This window comes from Microbulbifer maximicatervae (SeqCode) (assembly GCF_056232625.1).
The window spans coordinates 3,209,661-3,232,392 of sequence record NZ_CP174324.1 but is presented as its reverse complement, the minus strand read 5'-3'; the positions used below and the strand labels follow the sequence as shown (position 1 = coordinate 3,232,392).

At 53.6% G+C, this 22,732-nt stretch carries 21 protein-coding genes; 10 read left to right on the top strand and 11 right to left on the bottom strand.

The window, feature by feature from the left end; translation table 11 throughout:
• Nucleotides 1-11: 11 nt before the first annotated feature.
• The 4 genes from pxpB to uvrA form a co-directional block, all read right to left on the bottom strand.
• Nucleotides 12-740, bottom strand: coding sequence for a 5-oxoprolinase subunit PxpB (gene pxpB / locus ACJJI6_RS14055; protein ID WP_475710933.1), 729 nt, complete (start codon nucleotides 738-740; stop codon nucleotides 12-14).
• Entirely contained in the window at nucleotides 737-1,486 is a 750-nt protein-coding gene (pxpA, locus tag ACJJI6_RS14050) for a 5-oxoprolinase subunit PxpA (protein WP_444892720.1), read from the bottom strand. Before pxpA ends, pxpB begins: the two co-directional genes overlap by 4 nt.
• 66 nt (nucleotides 1,487-1,552) lie before the next feature.
• Entirely contained in the window at nucleotides 1,553-2,152 is a 600-nt protein-coding gene (locus ACJJI6_RS14045) for a hypothetical protein (protein WP_475710931.1), read from the bottom strand.
• 88 nt (nucleotides 2,153-2,240) lie between these two features.
• Complete coding sequence (gene uvrA / locus ACJJI6_RS14040; protein WP_475710929.1) at nucleotides 2,241-5,066, bottom strand: excinuclease ABC subunit UvrA; 2,826 nt, start codon at nucleotides 5,064-5,066, stop codon at nucleotides 2,241-2,243.
• 159 nt (nucleotides 5,067-5,225) lie between these two features.
• Between uvrA and ACJJI6_RS14035 the strand changes: the two genes are divergently transcribed.
• The 4 genes from ACJJI6_RS14035 to ACJJI6_RS14020 all read left to right on the top strand — a co-directional run bounded on the left by ACJJI6_RS14035 (nucleotide 5,226) and on the right by ACJJI6_RS14020 (nucleotide 9,534).
• Entirely contained in the window at nucleotides 5,226-6,632 is a 1,407-nt protein-coding gene (locus ACJJI6_RS14035) for a mannose-1-phosphate guanylyltransferase/mannose-6-phosphate isomerase (protein ID WP_475710927.1), read from the top strand.
• A 90-nt stretch (nucleotides 6,633-6,722) separates the two neighbouring features.
• Nucleotides 6,723-7,874, top strand: coding sequence for an MFS transporter (locus ACJJI6_RS14030; protein WP_444934820.1), 1,152 nt, complete (start codon nucleotides 6,723-6,725; stop codon nucleotides 7,872-7,874).
• Between the two features lie 172 nt (nucleotides 7,875-8,046).
• Nucleotides 8,047-8,670: a single-stranded DNA-binding protein gene (gene ssb, locus ACJJI6_RS14025; protein ID WP_282934376.1), complete on the top strand. Its 624-nt coding sequence runs from the start codon at nucleotides 8,047-8,049 to the stop codon at nucleotides 8,668-8,670.
• A gap of 15 nt (nucleotides 8,671-8,685) precedes the next feature.
• Complete coding sequence (locus tag ACJJI6_RS14020; protein WP_445363127.1) at nucleotides 8,686-9,534, top strand: sugar nucleotide-binding protein; 849 nt, start codon at nucleotides 8,686-8,688, stop codon at nucleotides 9,532-9,534.
• A gap of 59 nt (nucleotides 9,535-9,593) precedes the next feature.
• On the opposite strand, the gene fabB is transcribed toward ACJJI6_RS14020, so the two are convergent.
• The gene (gene fabB, locus ACJJI6_RS14015; RefSeq protein ID WP_413664294.1) at nucleotides 9,594-10,817 is read right to left on the bottom strand and encodes a beta-ketoacyl-ACP synthase I; all 1,224 of its coding nucleotides are present in this window, start codon (nucleotides 10,815-10,817) and stop codon (nucleotides 9,594-9,596) included.
• A gap of 67 nt (nucleotides 10,818-10,884) precedes the next feature.
• A complete protein-coding gene (gene fabA, locus ACJJI6_RS14010; RefSeq protein ID WP_108731685.1) occupies nucleotides 10,885-11,409 on the bottom strand; it encodes a 3-hydroxyacyl-[acyl-carrier-protein] dehydratase FabA in 525 nt (174 codons plus the stop codon).
• Between the two features lie 318 nt (nucleotides 11,410-11,727).
• Between fabA and galU the strand changes: the two genes are divergently transcribed.
• Nucleotides 11,728-12,579, top strand: a complete 852-nt coding sequence (galU, locus tag ACJJI6_RS14005; RefSeq protein ID WP_444914821.1) for a UTP--glucose-1-phosphate uridylyltransferase GalU — start codon at nucleotides 11,728-11,730, stop codon at nucleotides 12,577-12,579.
• Nucleotides 12,576-13,922, top strand: coding sequence for a phosphohexomutase domain-containing protein (locus ACJJI6_RS14000; protein WP_475710926.1), 1,347 nt, complete (start codon nucleotides 12,576-12,578; stop codon nucleotides 13,920-13,922). Before galU ends, ACJJI6_RS14000 begins: the two co-directional genes overlap by 4 nt.
• Nucleotides 13,923-14,013: 91 nt before the next feature.
• Here the strand turns inward: ACJJI6_RS14000 and ACJJI6_RS13995 are convergent, their stop codons facing one another.
• Both ACJJI6_RS13995 and ispB read right to left on the bottom strand, forming a co-directional pair.
• Entirely contained in the window at nucleotides 14,014-14,643 is a 630-nt protein-coding gene (locus ACJJI6_RS13995) for a hypothetical protein (protein ID WP_475710924.1), read from the bottom strand.
• 251 nt (nucleotides 14,644-14,894) lie between these two features.
• Nucleotides 14,895-15,857, bottom strand: coding sequence for an octaprenyl diphosphate synthase (gene ispB, locus ACJJI6_RS13990; protein WP_444895268.1), 963 nt, complete (start codon nucleotides 15,855-15,857; stop codon nucleotides 14,895-14,897).
• Between the two features lie 249 nt (nucleotides 15,858-16,106).
• Between ispB and rplU the strand changes: the two genes are divergently transcribed.
• From rplU to proB, 4 genes are all read left to right on the top strand, one after another.
• Nucleotides 16,107-16,418 carry a 50S ribosomal protein L21 gene (gene rplU, locus ACJJI6_RS13985; RefSeq protein ID WP_413664299.1) on the top strand — a complete coding sequence of 104 codons (312 nt, stop codon included), beginning with the start codon at nucleotides 16,107-16,109 and terminating at the stop codon, nucleotides 16,416-16,418.
• Nucleotides 16,419-16,435: 17 nt separating this feature from the next.
• Nucleotides 16,436-16,693, top strand: a complete 258-nt coding sequence (gene rpmA, locus ACJJI6_RS13980) for a 50S ribosomal protein L27 (RefSeq protein WP_073277572.1) — start codon at nucleotides 16,436-16,438, stop codon at nucleotides 16,691-16,693.
• A 189-nt stretch (nucleotides 16,694-16,882) separates the two neighbouring features.
• Entirely contained in the window at nucleotides 16,883-18,091 is a 1,209-nt protein-coding gene (gene cgtA / locus ACJJI6_RS13975) for an Obg family GTPase CgtA (RefSeq protein WP_475710922.1), read from the top strand.
• A gap of 70 nt (nucleotides 18,092-18,161) precedes the next feature.
• Nucleotides 18,162-19,298 (top strand): glutamate 5-kinase, encoded by a 1,137-nt coding sequence (gene proB, locus ACJJI6_RS13970; protein ID WP_475710920.1) that lies wholly within the window; start codon nucleotides 18,162-18,164, stop codon nucleotides 19,296-19,298.
• Between the two features lie 67 nt (nucleotides 19,299-19,365).
• On the opposite strand, the gene rpsT is transcribed toward proB, so the two are convergent.
• The 3 genes from rpsT to pdsR all read right to left on the bottom strand — a co-directional run bounded on the left by rpsT (nucleotide 19,366) and on the right by pdsR (nucleotide 22,525).
• A complete protein-coding gene (rpsT, locus tag ACJJI6_RS13965; RefSeq protein WP_108731693.1) occupies nucleotides 19,366-19,632 on the bottom strand; it encodes a 30S ribosomal protein S20 in 267 nt (88 codons plus the stop codon).
• A gap of 143 nt (nucleotides 19,633-19,775) precedes the next feature.
• Nucleotides 19,776-21,800, bottom strand: a complete 2,025-nt coding sequence (locus ACJJI6_RS13960; protein WP_475710919.1) for an ATP-binding protein — start codon at nucleotides 21,798-21,800, stop codon at nucleotides 19,776-19,778.
• A gap of 35 nt (nucleotides 21,801-21,835) precedes the next feature.
• The gene (gene pdsR, locus ACJJI6_RS13955) at nucleotides 21,836-22,525 is read right to left on the bottom strand and encodes a proteobacterial dedicated sortase system response regulator (RefSeq protein WP_108735148.1); all 690 of its coding nucleotides are present in this window, start codon (nucleotides 22,523-22,525) and stop codon (nucleotides 21,836-21,838) included.
• Between the last annotated feature and the right edge of the window lie 207 nt (nucleotides 22,526-22,732).

Below are 22,732 nucleotides of genomic sequence, written 5' to 3'. Positions count from 1 at the left end.
GACCCTCCTTTTTAGGGTGAACTACTTTTAGTACTCTGCGAGAGTATATGAAATTGCTGAGAATTTATTGCATAAAATTCAATTTCATCTAAAGGTGCAGCGATAAATGGGGAGGGTTCCGCAGGTTGAAAAAGACTAAGGGGTGTCTGGCCAATAATTTGCCATCCCCCCGGTGTAGCTTGTGGGTAGATGCCTGTTTGTTCTCCACCTATCCCGACAGCGCCTGCGGGAATTCTGGTTCGGGGAGTTTCTTTTCTGGGGCAATATAGCTTTGGGTCAAGTCCGCCAAGGTATAAGAAGCCTGGAGTAAAGCCCAACATATGCACTAAGTAACGTTGAGCGGTATGTCGTTTGATGATTTCCTGTGACGATAATTTGGTATGTTCTGATAATGCCTCAAGGTCTGGAGAAAAGCCTTCTTCGTAGCATACGGGAATACGCACTATACGTGGTCTACTGGTGAAGGGGGCAGGGTTGTTTAGAAAGTCCTCGGTAGTTTTAGTGAGTAATTGGTATAAGGTTTTGTGATCCCATAGGGAGGGATTGAAAATAACAGTTAAGCACTGGTATGCAGGAATGATATCAATGATACCTGGATGCACTTCATTTAATAGAGCCGCTCTCAAACCGATAATTGTCCGGCTAAGAGCTTTGCATGGTTTGCCGGAAAAGCGGATATCTACTGCACAATCTCCGTTAATGGTAATAGCTAGTGGTATATGGGGGGCAGGGTGTGTCACCGAGCTATACTCACGCCGTTTGCATTGAGGTGTTGATTAAGTTGTCTGGCGATAATGGGCGCTTGGGGATTATCGCCGTGGAGGCAGATGGTATCCACAGAGAATTGTAATTTTTCACCATGATAATCGTTAAATTCTAAGCCCTTTGCCAAGCAGATAGCCTGCTCTAAGCACTGTTCTGTCTCAGCAATAACAGCACCCGCCATTGAGCGTGGAGCTAGTTGGTTATTGCTGAGGTACTGCCTGTCCATAAATCCTTCGCGAATAAATGTTTTATTTTGTTTGGCAGCAGCGAACTGCATGGCAGCGTTGGCTAACCCAATAATTTTCAGTGAAGGGTATTCTTTGTCGAGTAGGGTAATAATACTTTTAGCGAGTTCTCTGTTTGACTCTGTATCATTGTAAAGAGCGCCATGTAGTTTAATATGGTCTAAAGTTGCTCCTAGGCTGCGCGCGATATTTTCTAGTTGGTTTACTTGTGCGCAAAGAGAGTCGAGTAATTTATTTTGAGGAATAACTAGAGATTTGCGGCCAAAATTTTCCCTGTCGGGGTAGCTGGGGTGCGCGCCGATTTTTAAACTATTTTTTAGGGCGTTTTCGATTGATCTACCCATGATCTCGGGAGTGCCAGCGTGACCGCCGCAAGCTATATTGCAACGGGAAATAAACGGCATGATTTGGGCGTCCCTGTCACAGCTGTGTAAATCAGCACCTTCACCCAGATCGCAGTTGATATCAATGTTCACTGTGGCATCCTGCCTGTAATATATTTTGAATGGGTTTTAACGCTAAGAATCTGCCTATTAAAGTGGTTAATTGTCAGGGCAATGATTTACTTCCATAGAGATTTTCTTTGAATTTGATTCATAGCAATTTCCCAGTGGGGAGCAGAAGCAGGCGGAAATTGAAAGGTTCCATCTTTCTTGATTAATTTTTTCCCATAGTTCAGAAGTTGCAGTGCCACGACTTAAAGAATAGAAAGGGTACTCCGACTGTGAGGGAATGATAACTTCATTTATTTCTGAAGAGCTTTGAAAGCCTTCGTCAAGGGGTGGGTGGTGATTTTTATAGTTTCTATTAAATTTATTTTTCATCATTTTATGCTCTTCCTGACAGCAGGCGCGCAAAAAATCATGGGTGCTTGAGTATTCTACATTTTTATATTTAAAGCTAACGGATTTTAGGATGGCAGGGCCGGCCCCAGCATTGCGAAAGCCAAATGTAATTTTGCTTTGATTGCTCTCCTCGTCATAGTTGCCATGGCTGAACTGAATAACAGGCATTGTCATTATTTTGACTTGTTGATTGGCGGCTCTGGCTTGTAAATAGGTGGCATAGAAGGATGCCAGAGAAATCATAATTGCACTTACTGCGATCACTGAGTTTAAGCGGTCGCGATTAAATAACTTCATATCTTGTCGCACCTACCTACTAGTTATTTTCAAGTGAATTGAGCAAGAAAGGATGCCGATCTATAGATTGGCATCCCTTCCTATTCAATTAGTTCAGCATGGTTTTTAGAAAGCGCCCGGTATGGGAAATGTCCATTTCTGCAACATCCTCAGGTGTCCCCGTGGCAATAATTTGCCCGCCGCCAGAGCCACCCTCCGGGCCCAGGTCTACAATCCAGTCTGCAGTTTTGATCACGTCCAGATTGTGTTCGATCACTACGATGGTATTGCCGTGATCGCGCAGGCGATGCAGAACATCCAGCAGTAATTGGATATCGGCAAAGTGCAGGCCGGTAGTCGGTTCGTCGAGGATGTACAGGGTTTGCCCAGTGTCTCGTTTGGATAGCTCGCGGGAGAGTTTTACCCGTTGGGCTTCACCACCTGAGAGAGTGGTGGCAGCCTGGCCCAGCTTGATATATGAGAGGCCGACATCCATTAGGGTTTGCAACTTCTTCGCGATTGCGGGCACAGGGTCAAAGAATTCCCGTGCATCTTCCACGGTCATTTCCAATACTTCGTGGATATTCTTGCCCTTGTAATGCACTTCCAGGGTCTCGCGGTTGTAGCGCTTGCCGTGACAGGTATCGCAGGGTACATAGACATCCGGCAAGAAGTGCATTTCCACCTTAATCACCCCGTCGCCCTGGCAGGCTTCACAGCGCCCACCCTTGACGTTAAAGCTGAAGCGTCCAGGTTTATAGCCTCTTGAGCGGGCTTCTTGGGTGCCGGCAAACAAGTCGCGAATTGGGGTAAAAATACCGGTATAAGTTGCTGGGTTTGAGCGAGGAGTGCGCCCGATAGGACTCTGATCAATATCCACGCATTTGTCGAAGTGCTCCAGGCCGTGTACTTCTTTATAGGGAGAGGCCTTAAGAGTTGTTGCTTTGTTAAGTGCAGTGGCGGCAAGTGGATAGAGTGTTGTATTAATCAGGGTGGACTTACCAGAGCCGGATACACCGGTTACACAGGTAAATAATCCTACTGGGATCTCCAGATCGACGTCCTGTAAATTATTTCCACTGGCCCCTTCGAGGCGCAACAAATAGTCCGAGTCGGGTACGTAGCGTTCTTCCGGTACGGCAATTTTCTTTTTGCCGGAGAGGTACTGACCGGTTAAGGATTTCTTGCATTTGGCAATTTTATCGGCAGTACCCGCTGCCACGACTTCTCCGCCATGGACACCGGCACCGGGGCCAATATCGACAATAAAGTCGGCACTGCGAATGGCATCCTCATCGTGCTCCACCACAATAACCGTGTTGCCGATATCGCGCAGGTGGGTGAGGGTGTTGAGCAGACGTTCGTTGTCTCGCTGGTGTAGGCCGATAGAGGGCTCGTCGAGAATATACATTACGCCCACGAGGCCGGCTCCGATCTGGCTGGCGAGACGGATGCGCTGTGCTTCGCCGCCGGAAAGGGTTTCTGCACTGCGGTTCAGGGTCAGGTAATTCAGGCCAACATCAACGAGGAAGCGGAATCGATCGCGGAGCTCTTTGAGAATCTTATCGGCAATCTCTTTCTGAGCGCCTTTAAAAGCCAGCTCGTGGTCGAAGTACTCGAACGCATCGCCTACAGGCAGCTCAGTAATTTGCGCCAGGGTGCGGTTATCCACAAAGACATGACGGGCCTCGCGGCGCAGGCGGGTACCGTGGCACTCTGGGCATTTTTGGGTGCTCAGATACTTGGCTAACTCCTCCCGTACCGATTGGGACTCGGTATCCCGATAGCGGCGTTGGAAGTTGGGGATAATGCCCTCGAAGGTGTGCTGGCGCACGGTGACATCGCCGCGATCATTGACGTAGCTGAAGTCTATCTCTTCGTCGCCACTGCCCTGCAGGATAACCTTGCGGTGGGCTTTGCGTAATTTTTTCCAAGGCTTATCCAGATCGAAACCGTAGTGCTCGGCGAGGGAGTCGAGCATGTGATAATAGTAAATATTGCGTCTGTCCCAACCGCGAATGGCGCCCTCGGAAATACTGCTTTCCGAATCGATAATTACCTTGTCTTCATCGAAGAACTGTTTAACGCCCAGGCCGTCACAGCTGGGGCAGGCGCCGGCGGGATTGTTGAAGGAAAACAGGCGCGGTTCCAGCTCATCTAGTGAGTAGTCACAGACGGGGCAGGCGTGGCGGGCAGAGAAGAGGCGATCTTCTTGGTCTCCATCCATAAAACTGATGGAGGCGATACCGTCGGTGAGATTCAGAGCGGTTTCGAAGGATTCCGCCAAACGCAGTTGCAGGTCCTCACGCACCTTAAAGCGGTCTACCACCACTTCAATGGTGTGTTTGCGGCGCTTATCCAGCTTGGGGGTGTCGTCCAGGTCACAGATAACCCCGTCGATCCGTGCCCGTACAAACCCGTCCCGGCGCAGTTGTTCAAACACGTGCTGGTGCTCACCTTTTCGATCGCGAATTACCGGCGCCAGCAACATAATTTTGCTGCCTTCCGGTAAAGCCAGCACCTGATCAACCATCTGGCTGATCGTCTGGGCTTGCAGGGGTTCGTCGTGCTCGGGGCAGCGGGGTTCTCCAACCCGGGCAAATAGCAGCCGCAGGTAGTCATAGATCTCTGTGATGGTGCCCACAGTGGAGCGGGGGTTGTGAGAGGTGGACTTCTGCTCGATTGAAATAGCCGGTGATAGTCCCTCGACGGTATCCACATCCGGCTTTTCCATCATCGACAGGAATTGACGGGCGTAGGTGGAGAGTGATTCCACGTAGCGGCGCTGCCCCTCTGCGTAGAGGGTGTCAAAGGCCAGGGAAGATTTGCCGGAACCGGACAGGCCGGTGATAACGATCAGTTTATCGCGGGGAATGTCCAGATCGATATTCTTCAGGTTGTGGGTGCGAGCACCCCTTACATAAATCGTGTCCACGCTCTACCTATATGCTGCTAATACTGGGCCGGGCCTCGGACTTGCTCCGCGCGGGGCGATCACAACTGCGGTGCCGGAAAAACAGTCAAGTATAAACTCGCCACCTGATGTGCGAAAATTGTCTTTCGCAATACCCGACATTCAGGCAGATAGCATTCGATGATTCCTGTGATTCTCTGTGGTGGCACTGGCTCGCGCCTGTGGCCACTCTCGCGCGAGGCCTACCCCAAACAGTTCTTACCCCTTATCGGTGGTGAAACGATGTTACAGGCAACCGTAAGGCGCCTGGAGGGCATTGAGCCATTACAGGCGCCGATCCTGGTATGCAATGAAGAGCATCGTTTTGCCGCTGCCGAGCAATTGCAGGAAATCGGCCACGGTGCTCAGTCCATTTTGCTGGAGCCCTGCGCGCGCAATACTGCACCGGCTATTGCCCTGGCTGCCCTGGCAGCACTGGAGTCAGGAGCTGACCCTTTGCTGCTGGTATTACCGGCAGACCACGCCGTTTCCGACGAGGCAAATTTTCAGGAGTCTGTAGAGTCGGCCCGAGCCCTGGCTGAGCAGGGGCATCTGGTCACCTTTGGTATTGTGCCGACCCGGGTGGAGACCGGCTACGGCTACATTCGGCGCGGGGATAAATTGGCGGAAACTGCTTGGAAAGTGGCGGAGTTCGTCGAAAAGCCGGACACTGAAACCGCTGAATCTTACCTGGCATCCGGGGAATACTCCTGGAACAGTGGCATGTTCCTGTTCCGCGCCTCCCGCTATCTGGAGGAGTTGGAGCGTTACCGTGCAGATATTCTCACAGCCTGCCGCAGTGCCTATCAGAGTGCTGCTAGAGACCTGGATTTTACCCGGGTGGATAGAGAGGCCTTTGCAGCCTGCGCAGATGAGTCTGTGGATTACGCAGTAATGGAGCCGACTGAGTCCGCTGCGGTTGTGCCGATGGATGCTGGTTGGAGCGATGTGGGCTCCTGGCAGGGGCTGTGGGAGTTGGCAAAACGCGATGCCAATGACAATTTGCTCCAGGGTGATGTGTTGCTAGAAGACTCCCAGCGCTGCCTGGTGCGTGGTGAGAGCCGGTTGGTCAGCCTTCTCGGTGTATCCGACCTGGTGGTTGTCGATACTGACGACGCGCTTCTGATCGCAGACCGGCAGCGGGTCCAGGAAGTCAAAAAACTGGTCAGTAACCTCAAGAGCACTGGCCGCAGTGAGGCCCAAAGGCACCGCAAGGTATATAGGCCCTGGGGCTACTACGACTCGATTGATGCGGGTCCACGCTTTCAGGTGAAGCGTATTGTGGTGAAGCCGGGCCAGCAGCTATCCCTGCAGATGCATCACCACCGCGCTGAACACTGGGTTGTGGTGCAGGGAACTGCGAAAGTTACCCGGGGTGAAGAAGAGGTCCTGATAACCGAGAACCAATCGACTTATATCCCGCTGGGGGTGGTGCACCGTTTGGAGAACCCCGGTACGATTCCCTTGGAGCTGATTGAGGTGCAATCCGGCAGTTACCTCGGGGAGGATGACATTGTCCGCCTCGATGATGAGTACGGTCGTAACTAGCTGTGGATAAAAGTTGTGCTGTTTCCCCTACAGCCGGGAGGCGGCTCACTGTACAATGCGCGCCCTATTTGATGCTGTTCCGGGATTTGCATGAATTCCATTGAGCGCCGCGCCCTGGGTGGGCTGGCTTCCCTATATGTCTTTCGTATGCTGGGCCTGTTTATGGTCTTGCCGGTTCTCACTGTGTACGGCGAGGGCTATCGCGATAGCACGCCCATGCTGCTGGGGCTGGCAATGGGTGCCTATGGCCTGAGTCAGGCGATTCTCCAAATTCCTCTTGGGCTCCTGTCCGATCGCTGGGGGCGCAAGCCGGTTATTTATACCGGCCTTGCACTGTTTGCTCTGGGCAGTGTCATCGCTGCGCTGACAGATTCGGTTTACGGCCTTATTGTGGGGCGGGTACTGCAAGGTTGTGGTGCTATTGCCGCTGCTGTGATGGCGCTGGTTGCCGACTTAACCCGCGATGAAAAGCGCGGTATTGCGATGGCGATTATCGGAGCGTCTATTGGCGTCGCATTTATGCTGGCGGTGATCCTGGGGCCGGCGCTGGCCGGTGTGGGCGGCTTGCCGGCAATTTTCTGGGTCACTGCTGGATTAGCACTGCTGGGTGGACTGTTGGTTTGGCGCCTGGTGCCGACGCCAGAGGCGGCTCGGCGGCCGGCCGTTTATGGCAGTGGTTTTCGTACGGTAGTTAAAAGCGGTCTTGTTTGGCGCTTGGTTTCTGGGGCCTTTTTCTCCCACTTGTTGCTCACGGCATTGTTCGTCGCCTTGCCACTAGTGCTAGTCGATAGATTGGATTGGCCGGCGAGCGAACACTGGAAACTGTATGGGCCACTAATGCTCGGCACCTTCCTGGTGATGTTGCCAATGATGAGGGCAGCAGAGAAAAGTGATCGGGTGCCTTTTGCGCTTAATTTTGCTTGTTTAGCTTTGATCGGTGGCAGTGCGGCCTTGTTGTCTGCAAGCACCTGGGTGCTGGTAGTCTTGCTGGCAGTGTTCTTCACCGGTTTCAACCTGCTTGAAGCCCTGTTGCCAGCGCAGCTAACCAGGAAGGCTCCGGCGGAAGCGAGAGGTGCAGCTACGGGGCTCTATGCGACTTTACAGTTCTTTGGCACCTTTGTCGGCGGTAGCCTGGGTGGCCTGCTGTTCGGTCTGGGGGGCGCTTCCGCAGTTGCTGCTCTGGGCTTGGCGGTGCTGCTGCTATGGATGTTGCTGTGGTGGGGTTTGCGCGAGAGAGCGTGAAGGTAGCGCTTACTAACACTGAGCCGCTATTGTATCCTACTGGATAAAAATACAATATTTACCGATGGTGCAATGCAGCACTGACGGTATTTCATAACACTTGATAGATTAATTGATTGTTTAAATAGTTTATTGCCCCGGGTGGAGCCCGGGTTGACGAGAGGAGAGGGCCATGGCCAGGGGTATTAATAAAGTAATTCTGATCGGTAATCTGGGGAATGACCCGGAAACCAAATATATGCCGAGTGGCGGTGCTGTTACCAACATCAGCCTGGCTACCAGTGAGAGCTGGAAAGACAAGCAGACTGGCCAGCAGCAGGAGCGCACTGAGTGGCATCGCGTAGTATTTTTTAACCGCCTGGCTGAGATCGCCGGTGAGTACCTGCGCAAGGGGGCCAAAGTTTATGTAGAGGGCTCTCTACGCACCCGTAAGTGGCAGGATAAGAATTCCGGCCAGGACCGCTACACCACTGAAATCGTTGCCAGCGAAATGCAGATGCTGGACGGTCGCGGTGAGCAGGGCGGCTTTGGTCAGGGTATGGGTGGCGCTGGAATGGGCGCAGCCGCAGGTGGCCAAATGGGTGGCGGCCAGCCGATGGGTGGTTCCAGCGGTTTTGACCAACAGGGCGGCGGTTTCCAGGGTGGCTACCAGCAGCAGGGCGGCCAGGAGGCATACGGGCAGGGGCGTACCGCTCCCTCACCGATGGCACCAGCTAACCAGCAGCCCCAGCAACAGCCGAACCAAGGTCCTGCCGGTGGTTTCGATAATAGCTTTGATGACGATATCCCGTTCTAAGAACTGGATTTACCAGTGTCTGAATTGAATACAGGTTATATGCCGGATACCGTCGCCATTATCACAGCTGGTAATGAGATTGATGGCGCGCTGCAAAAAAGACTGCAGCGCGCAGGCTTTCGCATACAGCAGTTGACCCCCGGGGAAATCGATCAATTGAGACCGGGCTCAATTGTGATTAATGCCTCCGCCTGTGCCGACAATCGAGGCATGCCGGAGTCGCTGCTGGTGAGTAAGCGGCTTTGTGCTGCACCCTGTGAACATATTATTCACCTCTCATCCTACCAAGTTTTTTCTGGTGGTGAGCGCCGCCGCTATGACGAGGATGAGCCCGCAGAACCGCAGTCCCCGAGTGGACGCGAATGGCTGGCTTGCGAAGATGCCTTTAATGGGCTGCAAAACCTGACGATTTTGCGTTTTGGCTGGATGGTGGATAGTGGTCAGGATGCCTTGTTAGGGCGGATTTTACGCAACTTTGTGTCTGGGGAGCCTTTAGCCCTGGATGGAAGGAACAGCGGCAACCCAGTAACAGTGGTGGATATGGCTCGTGTCGCAGTGGCGGTTGCCCAGCAGCTCGCTAGCGGGGCCAAGGCAGGAGGCGTTTATCACTACGGTAGTTCTGATAGCTGCACAGCGATGGAGTTTGCCCTGGAGGTGGTCGAGCGCGCCCAGGCTTTTTACGATGAAGAGCGCTTTGCGCAATTTACTTCATTAGGGGATGAGGCTGAGAAGCGAGATCGTAGCATAGTACTTTCATGTGGCAAGCTGCGGGATGTCTTTGGTGTTCAGCAGCGGAGCTGGAGACAGGGACTGACACGCCAGGTTGAGCTGTGGTTGGAGCGCCTGCACGCGACTCCGGAATAGTTTGGTTTCTGTTGCGCAGTCAATAAAAAGGGCGCCGCGAGGCGCCCTTTTTATTTCGATTAGATTTTATCGAAAATCAGGCAGGCATTAGTTCCGCCAAAGCCAAAGCTATTGGACATAGCCCGTTTGACTTCAGTCTCACGCAGCTGGCGGACAAGGTCCATGCCTTCCGCAGCGGGGTCGAGGTTCTCTACATTGGCTGACGCAGCAATAAAGTTATTCTGCATCATCAGCAGGCTGTAAATGGCCTCCTGAACTCCTGCAGCTCCCAGAGAGTGGCCTGTCAGAGATTTGGTAGAGGCGAATGCCGGAACGGTATCCCCGAAGACTTCGCGCATGGCCTTCAATTCGGCGACATCGCCTACAGGCGTAGAGGTGCCGTGGGTATTGATATAATCCACGCTACCCTGCAGGCCTTTGCCGTCCATTCCGGCCAGAGCCTGCTGCATGCAGCGGGTGGCGCCTTCACCGCTTGGGGCAACCATATCGTAACCATCGGAAGTTGCGCCGTAACCGGTCAGCTCCGCATAGATGGTCGCACCGCGAGCCACGGCGTGTTCCATTTCTTCGAGCACCAGACAGCCACCACCACCGGCGATCACAAAGCCATCGCGATCGGCATCGTAGGGGCGTGATGCTTTTGTCGGAGTATCGTTATATTTGCTTGAGAGGGCGCCCATAGCGTCAAACAAGTGAGTCAAACTCCAGGCAAGTTCCTCACCACCGCCAGCAAACACTACATCCTGCTTACCCATCTGGATAAGCTCAGCTCCGTTTCCGATACAGTGGGCACTAGTAGCACAAGCGGAAGAAATACTGTAGTTCACCCCTTTGATCTTGAAGGGAGTGGCTAAGCATGCGGAAACGGTGCTGTTCATTACCTGGGGCACGCGGTAGGCGCCCACACGGCGAACACCTTTTTCCTTCAGAGTATGTGCAGCATCAATAATCTGCTGAGTGGATGTGCCGCCAGAGCCCATCACAATACCCGTGCGCGGATTAGATATCTGCTCCTCCTGCAGGCCCGACATCTCGATTGCCTCACGCATGGCAATGTACGCATAGGCTGCAGCGTCGCCCATAAAGCGAAGTTGCTTGCGATCGATATGCTCTTTGAAATCGATGTCCACAGGCCCAGCCACATGGCTGCGCAGGCCGAGCTCCTTATACTCTTCTTGAAAGCGGATGCCGCTTCGACCAGTTTTCAGTGACTCGGTGACTTCTTTAGTGTTGGTACCGATACAGGAAGTGATACCCATTCCGGTAATGACGACCCGACGCATAGTGATCTCCAGCATAGCTTGTCGGCAGAGGACTGATGGTTTCTACCGGTATTAGTCTTAAACGAGTTTAAAAATTGTCCGTACGAGTAAATAAGCCTACGCGAAGATCCTTTGCTGTGTAAATTTCTCTTCCATCCACAGAGACACTGCCGTCGCCAATACCCATAACAAGCCTGCGCTCAACAATCCGGCTCATCTGGATATGGTAAGTCACCTTTTTGCTGGTGGGGAGAATTTGGCCTGTAAATTTAACTTCCCCACAGCCCAGAGCGCGACCGCGGCCGGGGTTGCCTTTCCAGGCCAGGAAATAACCCAATAATTGCCACATAGCATCCAGGCCGAGGCAGCCGGGCATTACGGGATCGCCGGGAAAATGGCAGTCGAAGAACCATAGGTCGGGGTGAATGTCGAGCTCGGCGATCAATTCTCCCTTACCGAAAGCACCACCTTCCTTGGATATATGGGTGATACGATCGAGCATCAACATATTGGGAGCCGGCAACTGGGCGTTGCCCGGGCCAAACATCTCGCCACGGGAGCAAGTCAGGAGCTCCTCTCTGGTATACTCACTTTTTTGTACAAAATTACTCATCATTTCCCCGTTAGTGGGTGGTTATGCAATTGAGATTGGACACTTTTGCAAGAGCGGGCATTCTAAGGGGTCTGTGTTGCTTGTCCAGTCGGTCAAGGCGCTTTTTGTGACTGGCGTGAGAATTGTCTTCACAAATCCCACCTATTTAGCGTATTAATTCCTCAACATATTCGTATAGTTTTGGTGTTTATCCTCGGGGAATTCACATTTTGGGCTGAGTTTAATGTTATCGAGTGTAAGTGCTCGCGTCGCGAGGCTATGATAAGTTGCCTGCCCTGCGCCGGGGGTGCGCTGTTTTAAATTGATTGGGGGAGCAGAATGCTCAAGAAATGCCTATTCCCTGTTGCCGGCTACGGCACTCGTTTTCTTCCTGCCACTAAGGCAATGCCGAAAGAAATGTTACCGCTGGTGAATAAGCCATTGGTTCAGTACGGCGTTGAAGAGGCTATAGAGGCAGGGCTGACTGAGATCGGTTTTGTCACAGGACGAGGCAAGCGCGCGATTGAGGATCACTTTGATACCAACTTTGAGCTGGAACACCAGATCGCCGGTACCGGTAAAGAACGTTACCTGGACTCAGTGCGCAAAGTGATCGATAAGGCGAGCTTTTCTTATACGCGTCAGGGCGAAATGAGAGGCCTAGGTGACGCTATTTTGCAAGGTCATCGTCTGGTTGGTGATGAGCCGTTTGCCGTCGTGTTGGCTGATGATCTGTGTCTAAATGAAGATATGGGTGTTTTGGGGCAAATGGTTCAGCTTTATAAGCAATTTCGCTGCAGTATTGTTGCGGTAGAGGAAGTACCGAAGGAGCAAATCCATAAATTTGGTGTAATCGGTGGTAATGAGATTAAGCCTGGTCTGTACCAAGTCACCGATATGGTTGAGAAGCCTGCAGCGGAAGATGCCCCCAGTAATATGGCGATTATTGGTCGTTATATCCTGACACCGGATATCTTTGATCTGATCCGAGATACTCCTCCAGGCAAAAATGGTGAGGTTCAAATTACCGATGCGCTGATGGCGCAAGCTCAGCAGGGCTGTGTATTAGCCTATGCCTTCAAAGGTCGCCGCTTTGACTGTGGTTCTGTAGAAGGCTTTATTGATGCAACTAACCACGTTTACGAAAATGTGTATTTGCCAGAGCAGGCTGCTGAGGAGAAAAGCAAGTGAGTGAGCTGACTTGCTTTAAGGCTTATGACCTCCGCGGCCGTGTACCCGATGAACTTAATACCGATGTTGCATATCGAGTGGGGCGTGCCTTTGCCCAGTTCCTGAATGCTCGTCGAGTAGTTGTTGGGCATGATATTCGGCTTACCAGTGGCGAGCTGACAGATGCGTTGGTCAATGGATTGCGAGATGCGGGTGCCGATGTTTTCCATATCGGCGAGTGCGGTACAGAAGAGGTCTACTTTGCCAATTTCCACGGGGACTTTGACGGCGGTATTTGTGTTACTGCTAGTCACAATCCTATGGACTACAACGGCATGAAGTTTGTGCGTGCAGGCAGTAGTCCAATTAGTGGTGATACCGGTCTACTGGATATCAAGCGCTTGGCAAAAGAAAACAACTTTGCTCCGGTTGAGCAAAGAGGCACTTTGCAGCGCTTTGAACACCGCGCTGATTTTGTGCAGCACTTATTGGGATATATCGATAATACTGCATTGAAGCCATTAAAACTGGTGGTTAATGCGGGTAATGGTGGTGCGGGGGCGGTTGTTGATGCACTGGCTCCACACCTGCCGTTTGAGTTTGTGCGAGTTCACCACGAGCCCGACGGCAACTTTCCCAACGGTATTCCCAACCCAATTTTGCCAGAAAACCGCAATTCTACTGCCGAGGCAGTGCGGGCAAGCGGTGCTGATTTTGGTATAGCCTGGGATGGTGATTTTGATCGCTGCTTTTTCTTCGATGAAAGTGGTGATTTTATTGAAGGTTACTATGTTGTTGGCTTGCTGGCAGAAGCTTTCCTGGCAAAAAACAACGGTGCCAAAGTTGTTCATGATCCACGCCTGCTCTGGAATACCGAGGATATTGTCCGCGCTGCTGGTGGAGAGCCGGTACAGAGTAAAACCGGTCATGCCTTTATTAAAGAGCGCATGCGCAAGGAAGATGCCATTTATGGCGGTGAAATGAGTGCGCATCATTATTTCCGGGATTTCGCCTACTGCGATAGCGGTATGATTCCATGGTTATTGGTTGCTGAGTTGGTAAGTCGCAGTGGTAAATCGCTGTCACAGCTTGTTGGTGAGCGCATGGCCGCTTTCCCCTGTTCGGGAGAGATTAACTCTAAGGTTCAGGATGCTGCAGCACTGTTAAAGGCGGCAGAGGAAAAGTATGGACCTGCAGCTGACAGCGTTGAGCACGTGGATGGGTTGAGTATCGCTTACCCCGAGTGGCGTTTTAATTTGCGTATGTCAAATACTGAACCGGTTGTTCGCTTGAATGTTGAATCCCGGGGAAGTGAGGAATTAATGCGGGAGAAAACAGAGGAGCTGCTTAAGCTTATCGGTTGATACTCGTTTTTTAATATTAAAAAGCCCCGCAACTGCGGGGCTTTTTGGTTTGGGGGTACTCAAAGTTATTTATCTGGTTTTATGGAAGAAACTATAAGAGTCGGGTGACAGCTTGGATGGGGCCTTTGGGGGTCTTTACGTGTTGAGCGAAGATTTGCCACTGGTTCTTAACCCGTACTCCAATAACATAAGCGTAGTCTGTGTAGATGTGATGGTGGGGCTTTAGAGTTGAGCGCCCAAGGGATTTTGTGACGTTACCTAAAAACCTAAACTTTCCCCGGTTGATAATTTCATTGTGTGTGGCCTTGCCATTGAGTCCCTGTTTTTTCCTTGGGCGAACATGAGCAACGGCCGGCATATTCGTATTGCGCCCGCCAATACAGAAACAGCAGTCACTGAGTTGCCCGGTAATCATAATGTCGGCACCGCTGCGCATTTGGTAGGGCTCAAGGCGATCTAGGGCAAGGTCTTCATCCCAATCGATCATACGAATATGGTGGACCTTGATTGTTTGCGGATCTTCGATAAAGACCCCTTGGCGGTGGAAAGCAAAAATTTCATTGGGGCTATCGATACCAGGTGCGCCCATGCCCATGGTGTAGGTCCCGAATTGATAATCCATGACTCCAGTATCTTTTGTACCGGTAATCCTCACCAGGTTATTTTTTAAGAACATTTCCGGGTAATTTCTAAGCTGATAAAGCGCAGTAGAGCTTCTCATGTGCTGATCTCTCCATACCAATTATATTCTTCTCGTTATTTTTGCCCCTGAGGAATTGGTGTTGGCGCTTGAAATAACAAGAGGAACAATCGTACCCAATGTTGGAGGGGTAGCGGGAAATAGAGACGAATAAAGCTTGGAGGTTGGTCAGGTTTGGTAGCTGCTCGAGGGGGGGAGCTGCGTTGTTTCGCATTGTGCTTAAGGTAGCGGCGCTGCCCGTGCTATCGATATAGCCCGAGCAGCATTTACTTCTAGACGTTTCTCTCTATAGCAAAACTCGCCAATTGCTGCAGGGCGGTTTTTTGTTCGCTCTCGGGCATAAAGGCCAATTGCTTTTTGGCGTCTTCTACAGCGGCCCGGGCACGATCCATGGTGTAGTCCAGAGCACCGCAGGCTTCAATGGCCTCTACTATTTCACTGAGCTTTTCCGCACTGCGCTGTTCAATTGCAGTTTTTACCAGCAGTGCCTGGTCCTTGCTGCCGTTGGCCATGGTGTAGATCAAGGGCAGGGTCGGTTTGCCCTCAGCCAGGTCATCCCCAACATTTTTACCCAGTTCTTCCGAATTACCGCGATAATCGAGAGCGTCATCAACCAGCTGGAAGGCGAGTCCGAGGTGTCGGCCGTAGAGTTTCAGTGCAGTTTGTTCTTCACTTGAGCAGTTGGCTAATACGGCCGCAGTTTCACAGGCGGCTTCAAACAGTGCGCCGGTCTTTTTGTGGATAACGGTGAAGTAATTCTCTTCGCTTACTGCGGGATCACCGGCGTTGACCAGCTGCTGTACTTCACCCTCTGCGATGGTGTTGGTGGTCTCTGAGAGTATTGCCATGATGCTCATGTCTTCCAGAGCAACCATCATTTGGAAGGCGCGGGAATAGAGGAAATCTCCCACGAGTACGCTGGGCGCATTGCCCCACTTGGCATTGGCGGTAAGGCGGCCGCGGCGCATGTCAGAGGTGTCTACAACATCATCGTGCAGTAAGGTAGCAGTGTGAATAAACTCGATAATTGTGGCGAGATCGATATGGTTCTCACCCTGATAGCCGCAAGCTTTGGCACAAAGCAGTACCAGTAGTGGGCGCAGGCGCTTGCCCCCGGCTTCGACCAGGTAGTGACCTATATTTTCCACCAGGGGAACGTCCGAGTGCAGTTGATCGAGAATGCGCTGGTTAACCGCAGCAAAGTCTTCGGCGGCGACCCGGTGAAAAGGCAGCATGTGAGAGTTCCTTATACGACTAGACAGAGGCCTCCCGGGGGCCGGAAGGCGAAGGGGCGCTATTGTATCAACCCGGCGAATTGATTAGAATCTGCGCCCCGCCAATTGCGGGCTCTTTGCGGCTATTGGGTCGTCTGCGGGCCTTTTGGCGAATAGATGTTAAACACACGGCGCAAGCTCCCGAAATGCGGAGCAGTGACTTACTGGTCCTCCCGCTGCTTCGTGTCGTCCTTACCGGAGCATAGAAATATGTACGCTGTTTTTGAGAGCGGTGGCAAGCAACACCGTGTAGAGGAAGGCGAAGTACTTCGCCTGGAGAAGCTGGAAGTAGCAACTGGCGAATCCATCGATTTTGATAAAGTGTTCATGGTTGTCGATGGCGACAAGATCAACATTGGCGCTCCCATTGTAGATGGCGCTAAAGTAACTGCTGAAGTGGTAAGCCACGGCCGCGGCGAGAAGGTGAAGATCATCAAGTTCCGTCGTCGTAAGCACTCCATGAAGCGCCAGGGCCACCGTCAGTGGTACACCGAAGTTAAAATCACTGGCATCAAGGCATAAGAGAGGAGTAACGACTCATGGCACATAAGAAAGCTGGCGGTAGTACGCGAAATGGTCGCGATTCCGAGAGTAAACGCCTGGGCGTGAAGCGCTTTGGCGGCCAGTCTGTAGCAGCAGGCAACATCATCGTTCGTCAGCGTGGCACCAAGTTCCACGCCGGTGTTAACGTTGGTATGGGCAAAGACCACACCCTGTTCGCCACTGCGGACGGCGTTGTGAAGTTTGAAGTTAAGGGCCCCAACAACCGCAAGTTCGTTTCTATCGAAACTGCTTAAGCGGCCATTAGCCCAAGCTTCATAAAAAGCCCCGCTATTGCGGGGCTTTTTTGTTGGAAAAGTCGCAAAAAGACAGCGACGGGAAGTTAGGGTGGCAGTTGCCCACAGGAGGCGGCTTGTCGGCTGGTATGATGATAGTGCGCGCATCTGCGCACCGGATGAGACAACCGCTGTGACGGTGGAGTGATTATGAAGTTTGTCGATGAGGCGCCCATCTCTGTGCAGGCAGGCAAGGGCGGCAATGGCTGCCTGAGCTTTCGCCGGGAAAAATTTGTTGAGAAGGGTGGTCCGGATGGCGGTGACGGCGGCGATGGCGGCTCCGTGTACCTGGAAGCTGATGATTCCCTGAACACCCTGGTGGATTATCGCTACCAGCCCCGCTACGCCGCTGAGAGTGGTCAGCCGGGTCGAGGGCGTAACTGTACTGGCGCCAAGGGTGAGGACCTGGTCCTTAAGGTGCCGGTGGGCACCACGATCATTGATGCGGATACCGGCGAGACTATCGGCGATATGACCGAAGCCGGTGAGCGTCAGCTGGTGGCCCAGGGGGGCTTCCACGGCCTGGGTAATACCCGATTCAAATCCAGTACTAACCGTGCGCCGCGTCAGACCACGCACGGCACTGAGGGTGAGATGCGCAGCCTCAAGCTCGAGCTAAAAGTTCTGGCAGATGTAGGCATGTTGGGACTGCCCAATGCGGGTAAGTCCACGTTTATTCGCGCCGTCTCTGCGGCCAAGCCGAAAGTGGCCAACTACCCCTTTACTACCCTGGTGCCAAATTTGGGGGTGGTACAGGTTCAGAAGCATCGCAGCTTTGTGATTGCAGATATTCCCGGCCTGATTGAAGGTGCAGCCGAAGGGGCGGGCCTGGGGATTCGCTTCCTCAAGCACTTAACTCGCTGTCGTGTTTTGTTGCACCTGGTTGACCTGGCTCCCTTTGATGGCTCTGATCCGGTGGAGAATGCCCGAGCCATTGAGCACGAGCTGTCCACCTTTAGCCCTACCCTGGCCGGGCGTGAGCGCTGGTTGGTATTGAACAAGACGGACTTGGTTCCCGCTGCGGAGCTGGAAGAGCGCTGCCAGGCGGTAGTGGATGCTCTGGGCTGGGAAGGGCCTGTGTTCCGTGTGGCAGCTATTCGCAAAGAGGGTACCGATGCCCTCGGTGGACGCTTGATGGACTACCTGGAAGAGCGTCAGGAAATTGAGGAGCGAGATCCCGACTTGGCTGTGGTGGAGCTGGAAGCGCAGCGCCAAATGCAGCGCGAAGCTCGCGAGCGAATCGAAGAGTTGAGAGAGAGTCATCGCGCCAAACGCAAAGCTGCCAAGGGGCAGGTGGATGACGACGAGGATTGGGATGATGACGACGACCACGATGTGGATGTCGAGTATCGCTCTTAAATGGCATGGAGCGAGCAGTTGCTGAAGTAGCTTGGCTCGCTCAATAGTTATCTTGTCCTGAGGGGGAAGCATGGACTCCGCAACAGTGTCCCGGCAGGCGTTGACCAAAGCCCAGCGGTGGGTGGTAAAAATTGGTAGCGCCCTTCTGACAGATAATGGTCGAGGTGTGAATACCGCTGCCATTTCTGCCTGGGTTGCACAGATGGCTGATTTGCGCCGTCAAGGAATCGAAGTAGTTCTGGTTTCATCCGGTGCTGTTGCGGCCGGAATGGATCGGTTGGGCTGGTGTCGCCGGCCCGAGTCTATCCACCAGTTACAGGCGGCTGCTGCTGTAGGGCAGAGCCACCTTGTGCAGGTCTATGAGCAGGCTTTTAGCCGTTTTGATATTCGCAGCGCTCAGATCCTGTTGGATCACGATGACCTTTCCAATCGCACTCGCTACCTGAATGCTCGCAGCACCTTGCGCACGCTCCTGTCACTGGGGGCTGTGCCTATCGTGAATGAAAATGACACGGTAGTGACTGACGAAATACGTTTCGGCGACAACGATACCCTGGCGGCCCTGGTTGCAAATCTGGTTGAGGCAGATGCGCTGCTGATTTTGACCGATGCGGATGGGCTGTTTACTGAAGATCCCCGCGATAACCCTGAAGCAGAATTAATTTGTGAGGCATCTGCGCTTGATCCCAAGCTGCTGGAGGTGGCGGGGGATTCCCGCAGCGGTTTGGGTCGTGGTGGTATGACCACCAAGGTGCGCGCAGCGCAGCTGGCAGCGCGCTCAGGAGCTCGCACAGTGATCGCTGGCGGCGCCCTGGAGGCGGTGATAGATAAAGTCTGTGCCGGCGAGCAGTTGGGTACCCTGTTGCTGCCAGAAGCGGACCCCCTGGCGGCGCGTAAGCGCTGGCTCGCTGGACAGTTACAGGTGCGCGGAACCCTGTTAGTGGATGCCGGTGCCGAGGCAGCTATGACTGGGAGTGGTAGCAGTTTGTTGCCGGTGGGGGTTACCGCTGTTGAAGGGCATTTCAGGCGCGGAGATCTGGTGTCTTGCAGGAATGCTGAAGGTCGCGAGATAGCGCGGGGCCTGGTCAATTATGACAGTAGTGAGAGTGGTCGGATTCTGGGGCAGTCATCGGAGAAGTTTGCCGACCTTTTAGGGTATCGGGATGACGATGAATTGATTCACCGCGATAACCTGATCCTGCTCTGAATTGGCAAGTTTCGAATACAAAAAAGCCCCGCAATGCGGGGCTTTTTTGTGTCTGCTGCCTAAGGGATTAGGCGGCCAGAGCTTTGATCTGAGCGTTCAGACGGCTCTTATGACGAGCGGCTTTATTCTTGTGAATAATGCCTTTGTCTGCCATACGGTCAATAACGGGAACTGCTTCTGCGTACGCAGTTTTTGCTTTTTCCGCATCGCCGGCATCGATGGCCGCAACTACCTTCTTGATGTAGGTGCGCACCATGGAGCGCAGACTGGCGTTGTGCATGCGGCGCTTGTCGTTCTGGCGCGCGCGTTTCTTCGCTTGAGGTGAGTTGGCCACCGGTTGCTCCTGTCTGGAATCTATAAATCTGTAACTAACAGGCCCTGGGGCCCGATCGGGACGCGACATTATCCCCACAGTTGGTTGTTTGTCAACCATAGCGGGCGTCTCGGTGCAGATATGTTGTCAATCCACAACGGCGGTTACCCGGTCGGCAACTCCAGGCTGAACTCTACACCGCTGCCGTCGCTGCGGTTTCGGGCTTTTAGGGAGCCTCCGTGGAAGTCTGCGATCAGTTTGGCGATATGCAGTCCCAGCCCCAGGTGGCCGGCATTATCGCCTTGACTGCGCACAGAAACGAGAGAGTCAAATAGCTTGTGAGCGTAACCTTCCGGGAGCAGAGGGCCGTCATTGCCTACTGTGATCAGGTACATATCTCTGTTTGTTGCCACTGACAGGCAAATTTCACTGCCTTGGGGGGCGAAGCTGCAAGCGTTATCCACCAGCTTGTCCAGTAGTTGAGCCAACAACTCCGGTGCGCCGTGGCAGGCTAGCTCCCCAGTGGGTTTGTTCAGAGTAAATTGGTGTTCGCTGTGAGCATCGCCATAGCACTGTGTCATGACTTCAAGCAGGTCTGCCAGGTCGAAAGGCTCCCGCTCCGCTTGGTGGATGCTGGTTTCAAGATTGCTGGCTGCGGATAGACTGTTGAGAATCCCCGACAGCCTTGCACTGCCATCCATAGCCCGCTCTGCATAGCGGCGGCTGTGGTCGTCGAGTTCTCCGGCGGAGAGGTTATCCAGGGATGAGCGAACCACTGCCAGCGGTGTGCGTAGCTCGTGTGACAACTTACTGGCGAGAGTGCGCAGGTACTGGTGATATTGGTCCAGTTCTGCGAGCAGGCTGGCGAAGGCCCGGTTTAGGTCTCCCAGTTCATCGCTTGCCTTTGAATGGGGAAAGTTGCCGCGCAGTTTGCCGCTGGAATCTACTGCGTTGCGGGCGGCCTGGTGTAGCTTGCGCACGCGCCAGGAAAGCCAGCTGGCGTAGCCCAAAAGGAAGAGCAGGGCGATAGCGGCCGCGGCGCAGCTGATCAACCACAACCGGTGGGCTGCTCCCTCGGTGACTGATTGCATCGCTTCGCCAGATTGCAGGACGACGACTTGCCCCAGAAGTGGCCGCTCAACCACTTCGTCGACCCGGGTGATAACGGGCACACTCACCGCACCAATTCGGGATTGCAGCGGTCCTGAATACCATTGCTCCCGGGTGCCACGGCTGTCAGGCGTCGGAAGAGGCAAGCTATTTTCCGGCAGCTGTGGCAAATCCTCTCTGGAAAGCAATTTGCGATAAGCCCAGTCTCTCAGCCACGAATTGCTCTCGGAATCTGCCAGCTGTAGTTGCCCGTTGCTGGCAAGAAGAAACCCCTCGCTGTCCACTACTGCGAGGCGTAGTCCAGGGCGCGCAAAGTGGTCGAGCTCTTTCTGAAGGTTTGGCAGAGGGCTCACCAGGCGTCCTGGGTGGCCATCTGTCGGAAGTGTGCTGGCGCTGCGAGTCGGTGAGGAGCCACTGCTGTTTGCCCTGTCGTGAATGCGGATAGCGAGGGCTCCACCGGTTAGGGTTTGTGGCAGAGCCAGCTCCAATTGGTAACCGGCACCAGAAGTAGTCCATCGGCCCCTGAAACGCAGCTCGCGCTCGTAGCGGCCCTCTCTAGGGTTGTGCCACAAGGCGCTGGCGGCCCCCTGGCTGGCGACGGGCAGGATGTAGTGCTGTTCAGCGGTAAACAGCTCTACGGTGTCGCCTCCAGTGATTAGGCCTGTGCGGGGGTCCCGATAGGCGGGGGTTGAGTCTGAAACAGTGAGAAGCAGGTAGATTTGCTTATCCAGTTGCCCCAGCGTCACCTGGGCCATAGGGGATAGCTGCCCGTCCTCAAGGGTTCTGGGCTCAAGTTGCTGCGCTCGCCACTCATCGCCATAGCCGTCGACTCTCGGAGCTTGAGATAGGGGATTCAGGTAGAGCTGAGCGCCTGGTGGGCGCGATAGGCGCTGAGGGTCCGGGGCGATAAGCTGGGGGGCACTGGCCAAGCGTGCGGCAATTGCCGCCGCAGTTGCTTCAATTGCCTGGATCTGGCCTTGTGCTAGGGCGGCGTCCACCTGGTGGAGGTACTGGCAGCCGGCCCAGGGCAGGGTGAGTGCGACAAGGCTGACGAGCAAGAGTTGGCGGCGTAGGTTCATACTTAAATTTTTGAAATTGTTCGCCCGATGGCGGTTTACAGCTGCCAGCGATACCCCATGCCGTAGGCGGTTCCTATGGCATTAAACTCGGTGTCCAGCGCCTGGAATTTGCGCCTGATTCTTTTGACGTGAGAGGTGATGGTGTTGTCATCCAGCACTACGCGGGCTGCTTCCATTAGTTGGCTGCGGGATTTAACGTGGCCAGGCCTTTTTGCCAGGGCGTGGACAATCCAGAATTCGGTCACGGTTAAGTCCACGGGTTGCTCATCCCAGTGGCAGTGGAGCCTGGAAATATCCAGCCATAGCTTTCCCTGAGTTAAGCTCTCGCCTTCATCGTTTTGATCTCGCAGCACGCTAACGCGGCGCAGTAGGGCGTTAATTCGCGCCTGCATATGGGGTAGGGAGATATCCTTGGTGAGGTAATCATCAGCGCCCAGGCGCAGTCCGGAAATAATATCCAGCTCTGAGTCCCTGGCGGTGAGAAATAATATTGGCAGGCTCGGCGCCATAGCGCGCAATTCCCGGCAGAGCTCAAAACCGCCCTCCACCTCGCTGCCCAGGCCAACATCGATCACGGCCAGGTCTGGCAGCCGCTGGCGAAAAGCATCCATGGCCTCAATCCTGGCGCTGTATAAATCGACCCGGTAACCGTGGCGGCGCAGAGCATCGCGGTAGTTTTCTGCGATAGCGCGTTCATCTTCGACAATGGCGATGGTTGCACTCATGACAAATCCCGACTTAATTCCTTTCTGGCGGAGAATCATGCACGAAGTTGCAGGGGTTAGGCAAAAAGGCGGGCGCAAGGCGCCCGCAAATACAACAGGGTTTCTATCAGCTTGGAGTTGCGTGAGTGGATTTGCGATCCACCCACGCTTATGTAGTGCGGCTTGAAGGCGAAAGGATATGCGGATTTGTTGTCCGCCGTGCCCCTT

Coding starts and splice junctions, on each gene's coding strand:
- ACJJI6_RS14030 (WP_444934820.1), top strand. CDS start 6,723: ATGAATTCCATTGAGCGCCGCGCCCTGGGTGGGCTGGCTTCCCTATAT.
- ACJJI6_RS14045 (WP_475710931.1), bottom strand. CDS start 2,152: ATGAAGTTATTTAATCGCGACCGCTTAAACTCAGTGATCGCAGTAAGT.
- proB (WP_475710920.1), top strand. CDS start 18,162: ATGGACTCCGCAACAGTGTCCCGGCAGGCGTTGACCAAAGCCCAGCGG.
- ACJJI6_RS14035 (WP_475710927.1), top strand. CDS start 5,226: ATGATTCCTGTGATTCTCTGTGGTGGCACTGGCTCGCGCCTGTGGCCA.
- cgtA (WP_475710922.1), top strand. CDS start 16,883: ATGAAGTTTGTCGATGAGGCGCCCATCTCTGTGCAGGCAGGCAAGGGC.
- ACJJI6_RS13960 (WP_475710919.1), bottom strand. CDS start 21,800: ATGAACCTACGCCGCCAACTCTTGCTCGTCAGCCTTGTCGCACTCACC.
- pdsR (WP_108735148.1), bottom strand. CDS start 22,525: ATGAGTGCAACCATCGCCATTGTCGAAGATGAACGCGCTATCGCAGAA.
- ACJJI6_RS13995 (WP_475710924.1), bottom strand. CDS start 14,643: ATGAGAAGCTCTACTGCGCTTTATCAGCTTAGAAATTACCCGGAAATG.
- rpmA (WP_073277572.1), top strand. CDS start 16,436: ATGGCACATAAGAAAGCTGGCGGTAGTACGCGAAATGGTCGCGATTCC.
- ispB (WP_444895268.1), bottom strand. CDS start 15,857: ATGCTGCCTTTTCACCGGGTCGCCGCCGAAGACTTTGCTGCGGTTAAC.
- ssb (WP_282934376.1), top strand. CDS start 8,047: ATGGCCAGGGGTATTAATAAAGTAATTCTGATCGGTAATCTGGGGAAT.
- fabA (WP_108731685.1), bottom strand. CDS start 11,409: ATGAGTAATTTTGTACAAAAAAGTGAGTATACCAGAGAGGAGCTCCTG.
- galU (WP_444914821.1), top strand. CDS start 11,728: ATGCTCAAGAAATGCCTATTCCCTGTTGCCGGCTACGGCACTCGTTTT.
- rplU (WP_413664299.1), top strand. CDS start 16,107: ATGTACGCTGTTTTTGAGAGCGGTGGCAAGCAACACCGTGTAGAGGAA.
- fabB (WP_413664294.1), bottom strand. CDS start 10,817: ATGCGTCGGGTCGTCATTACCGGAATGGGTATCACTTCCTGTATCGGT.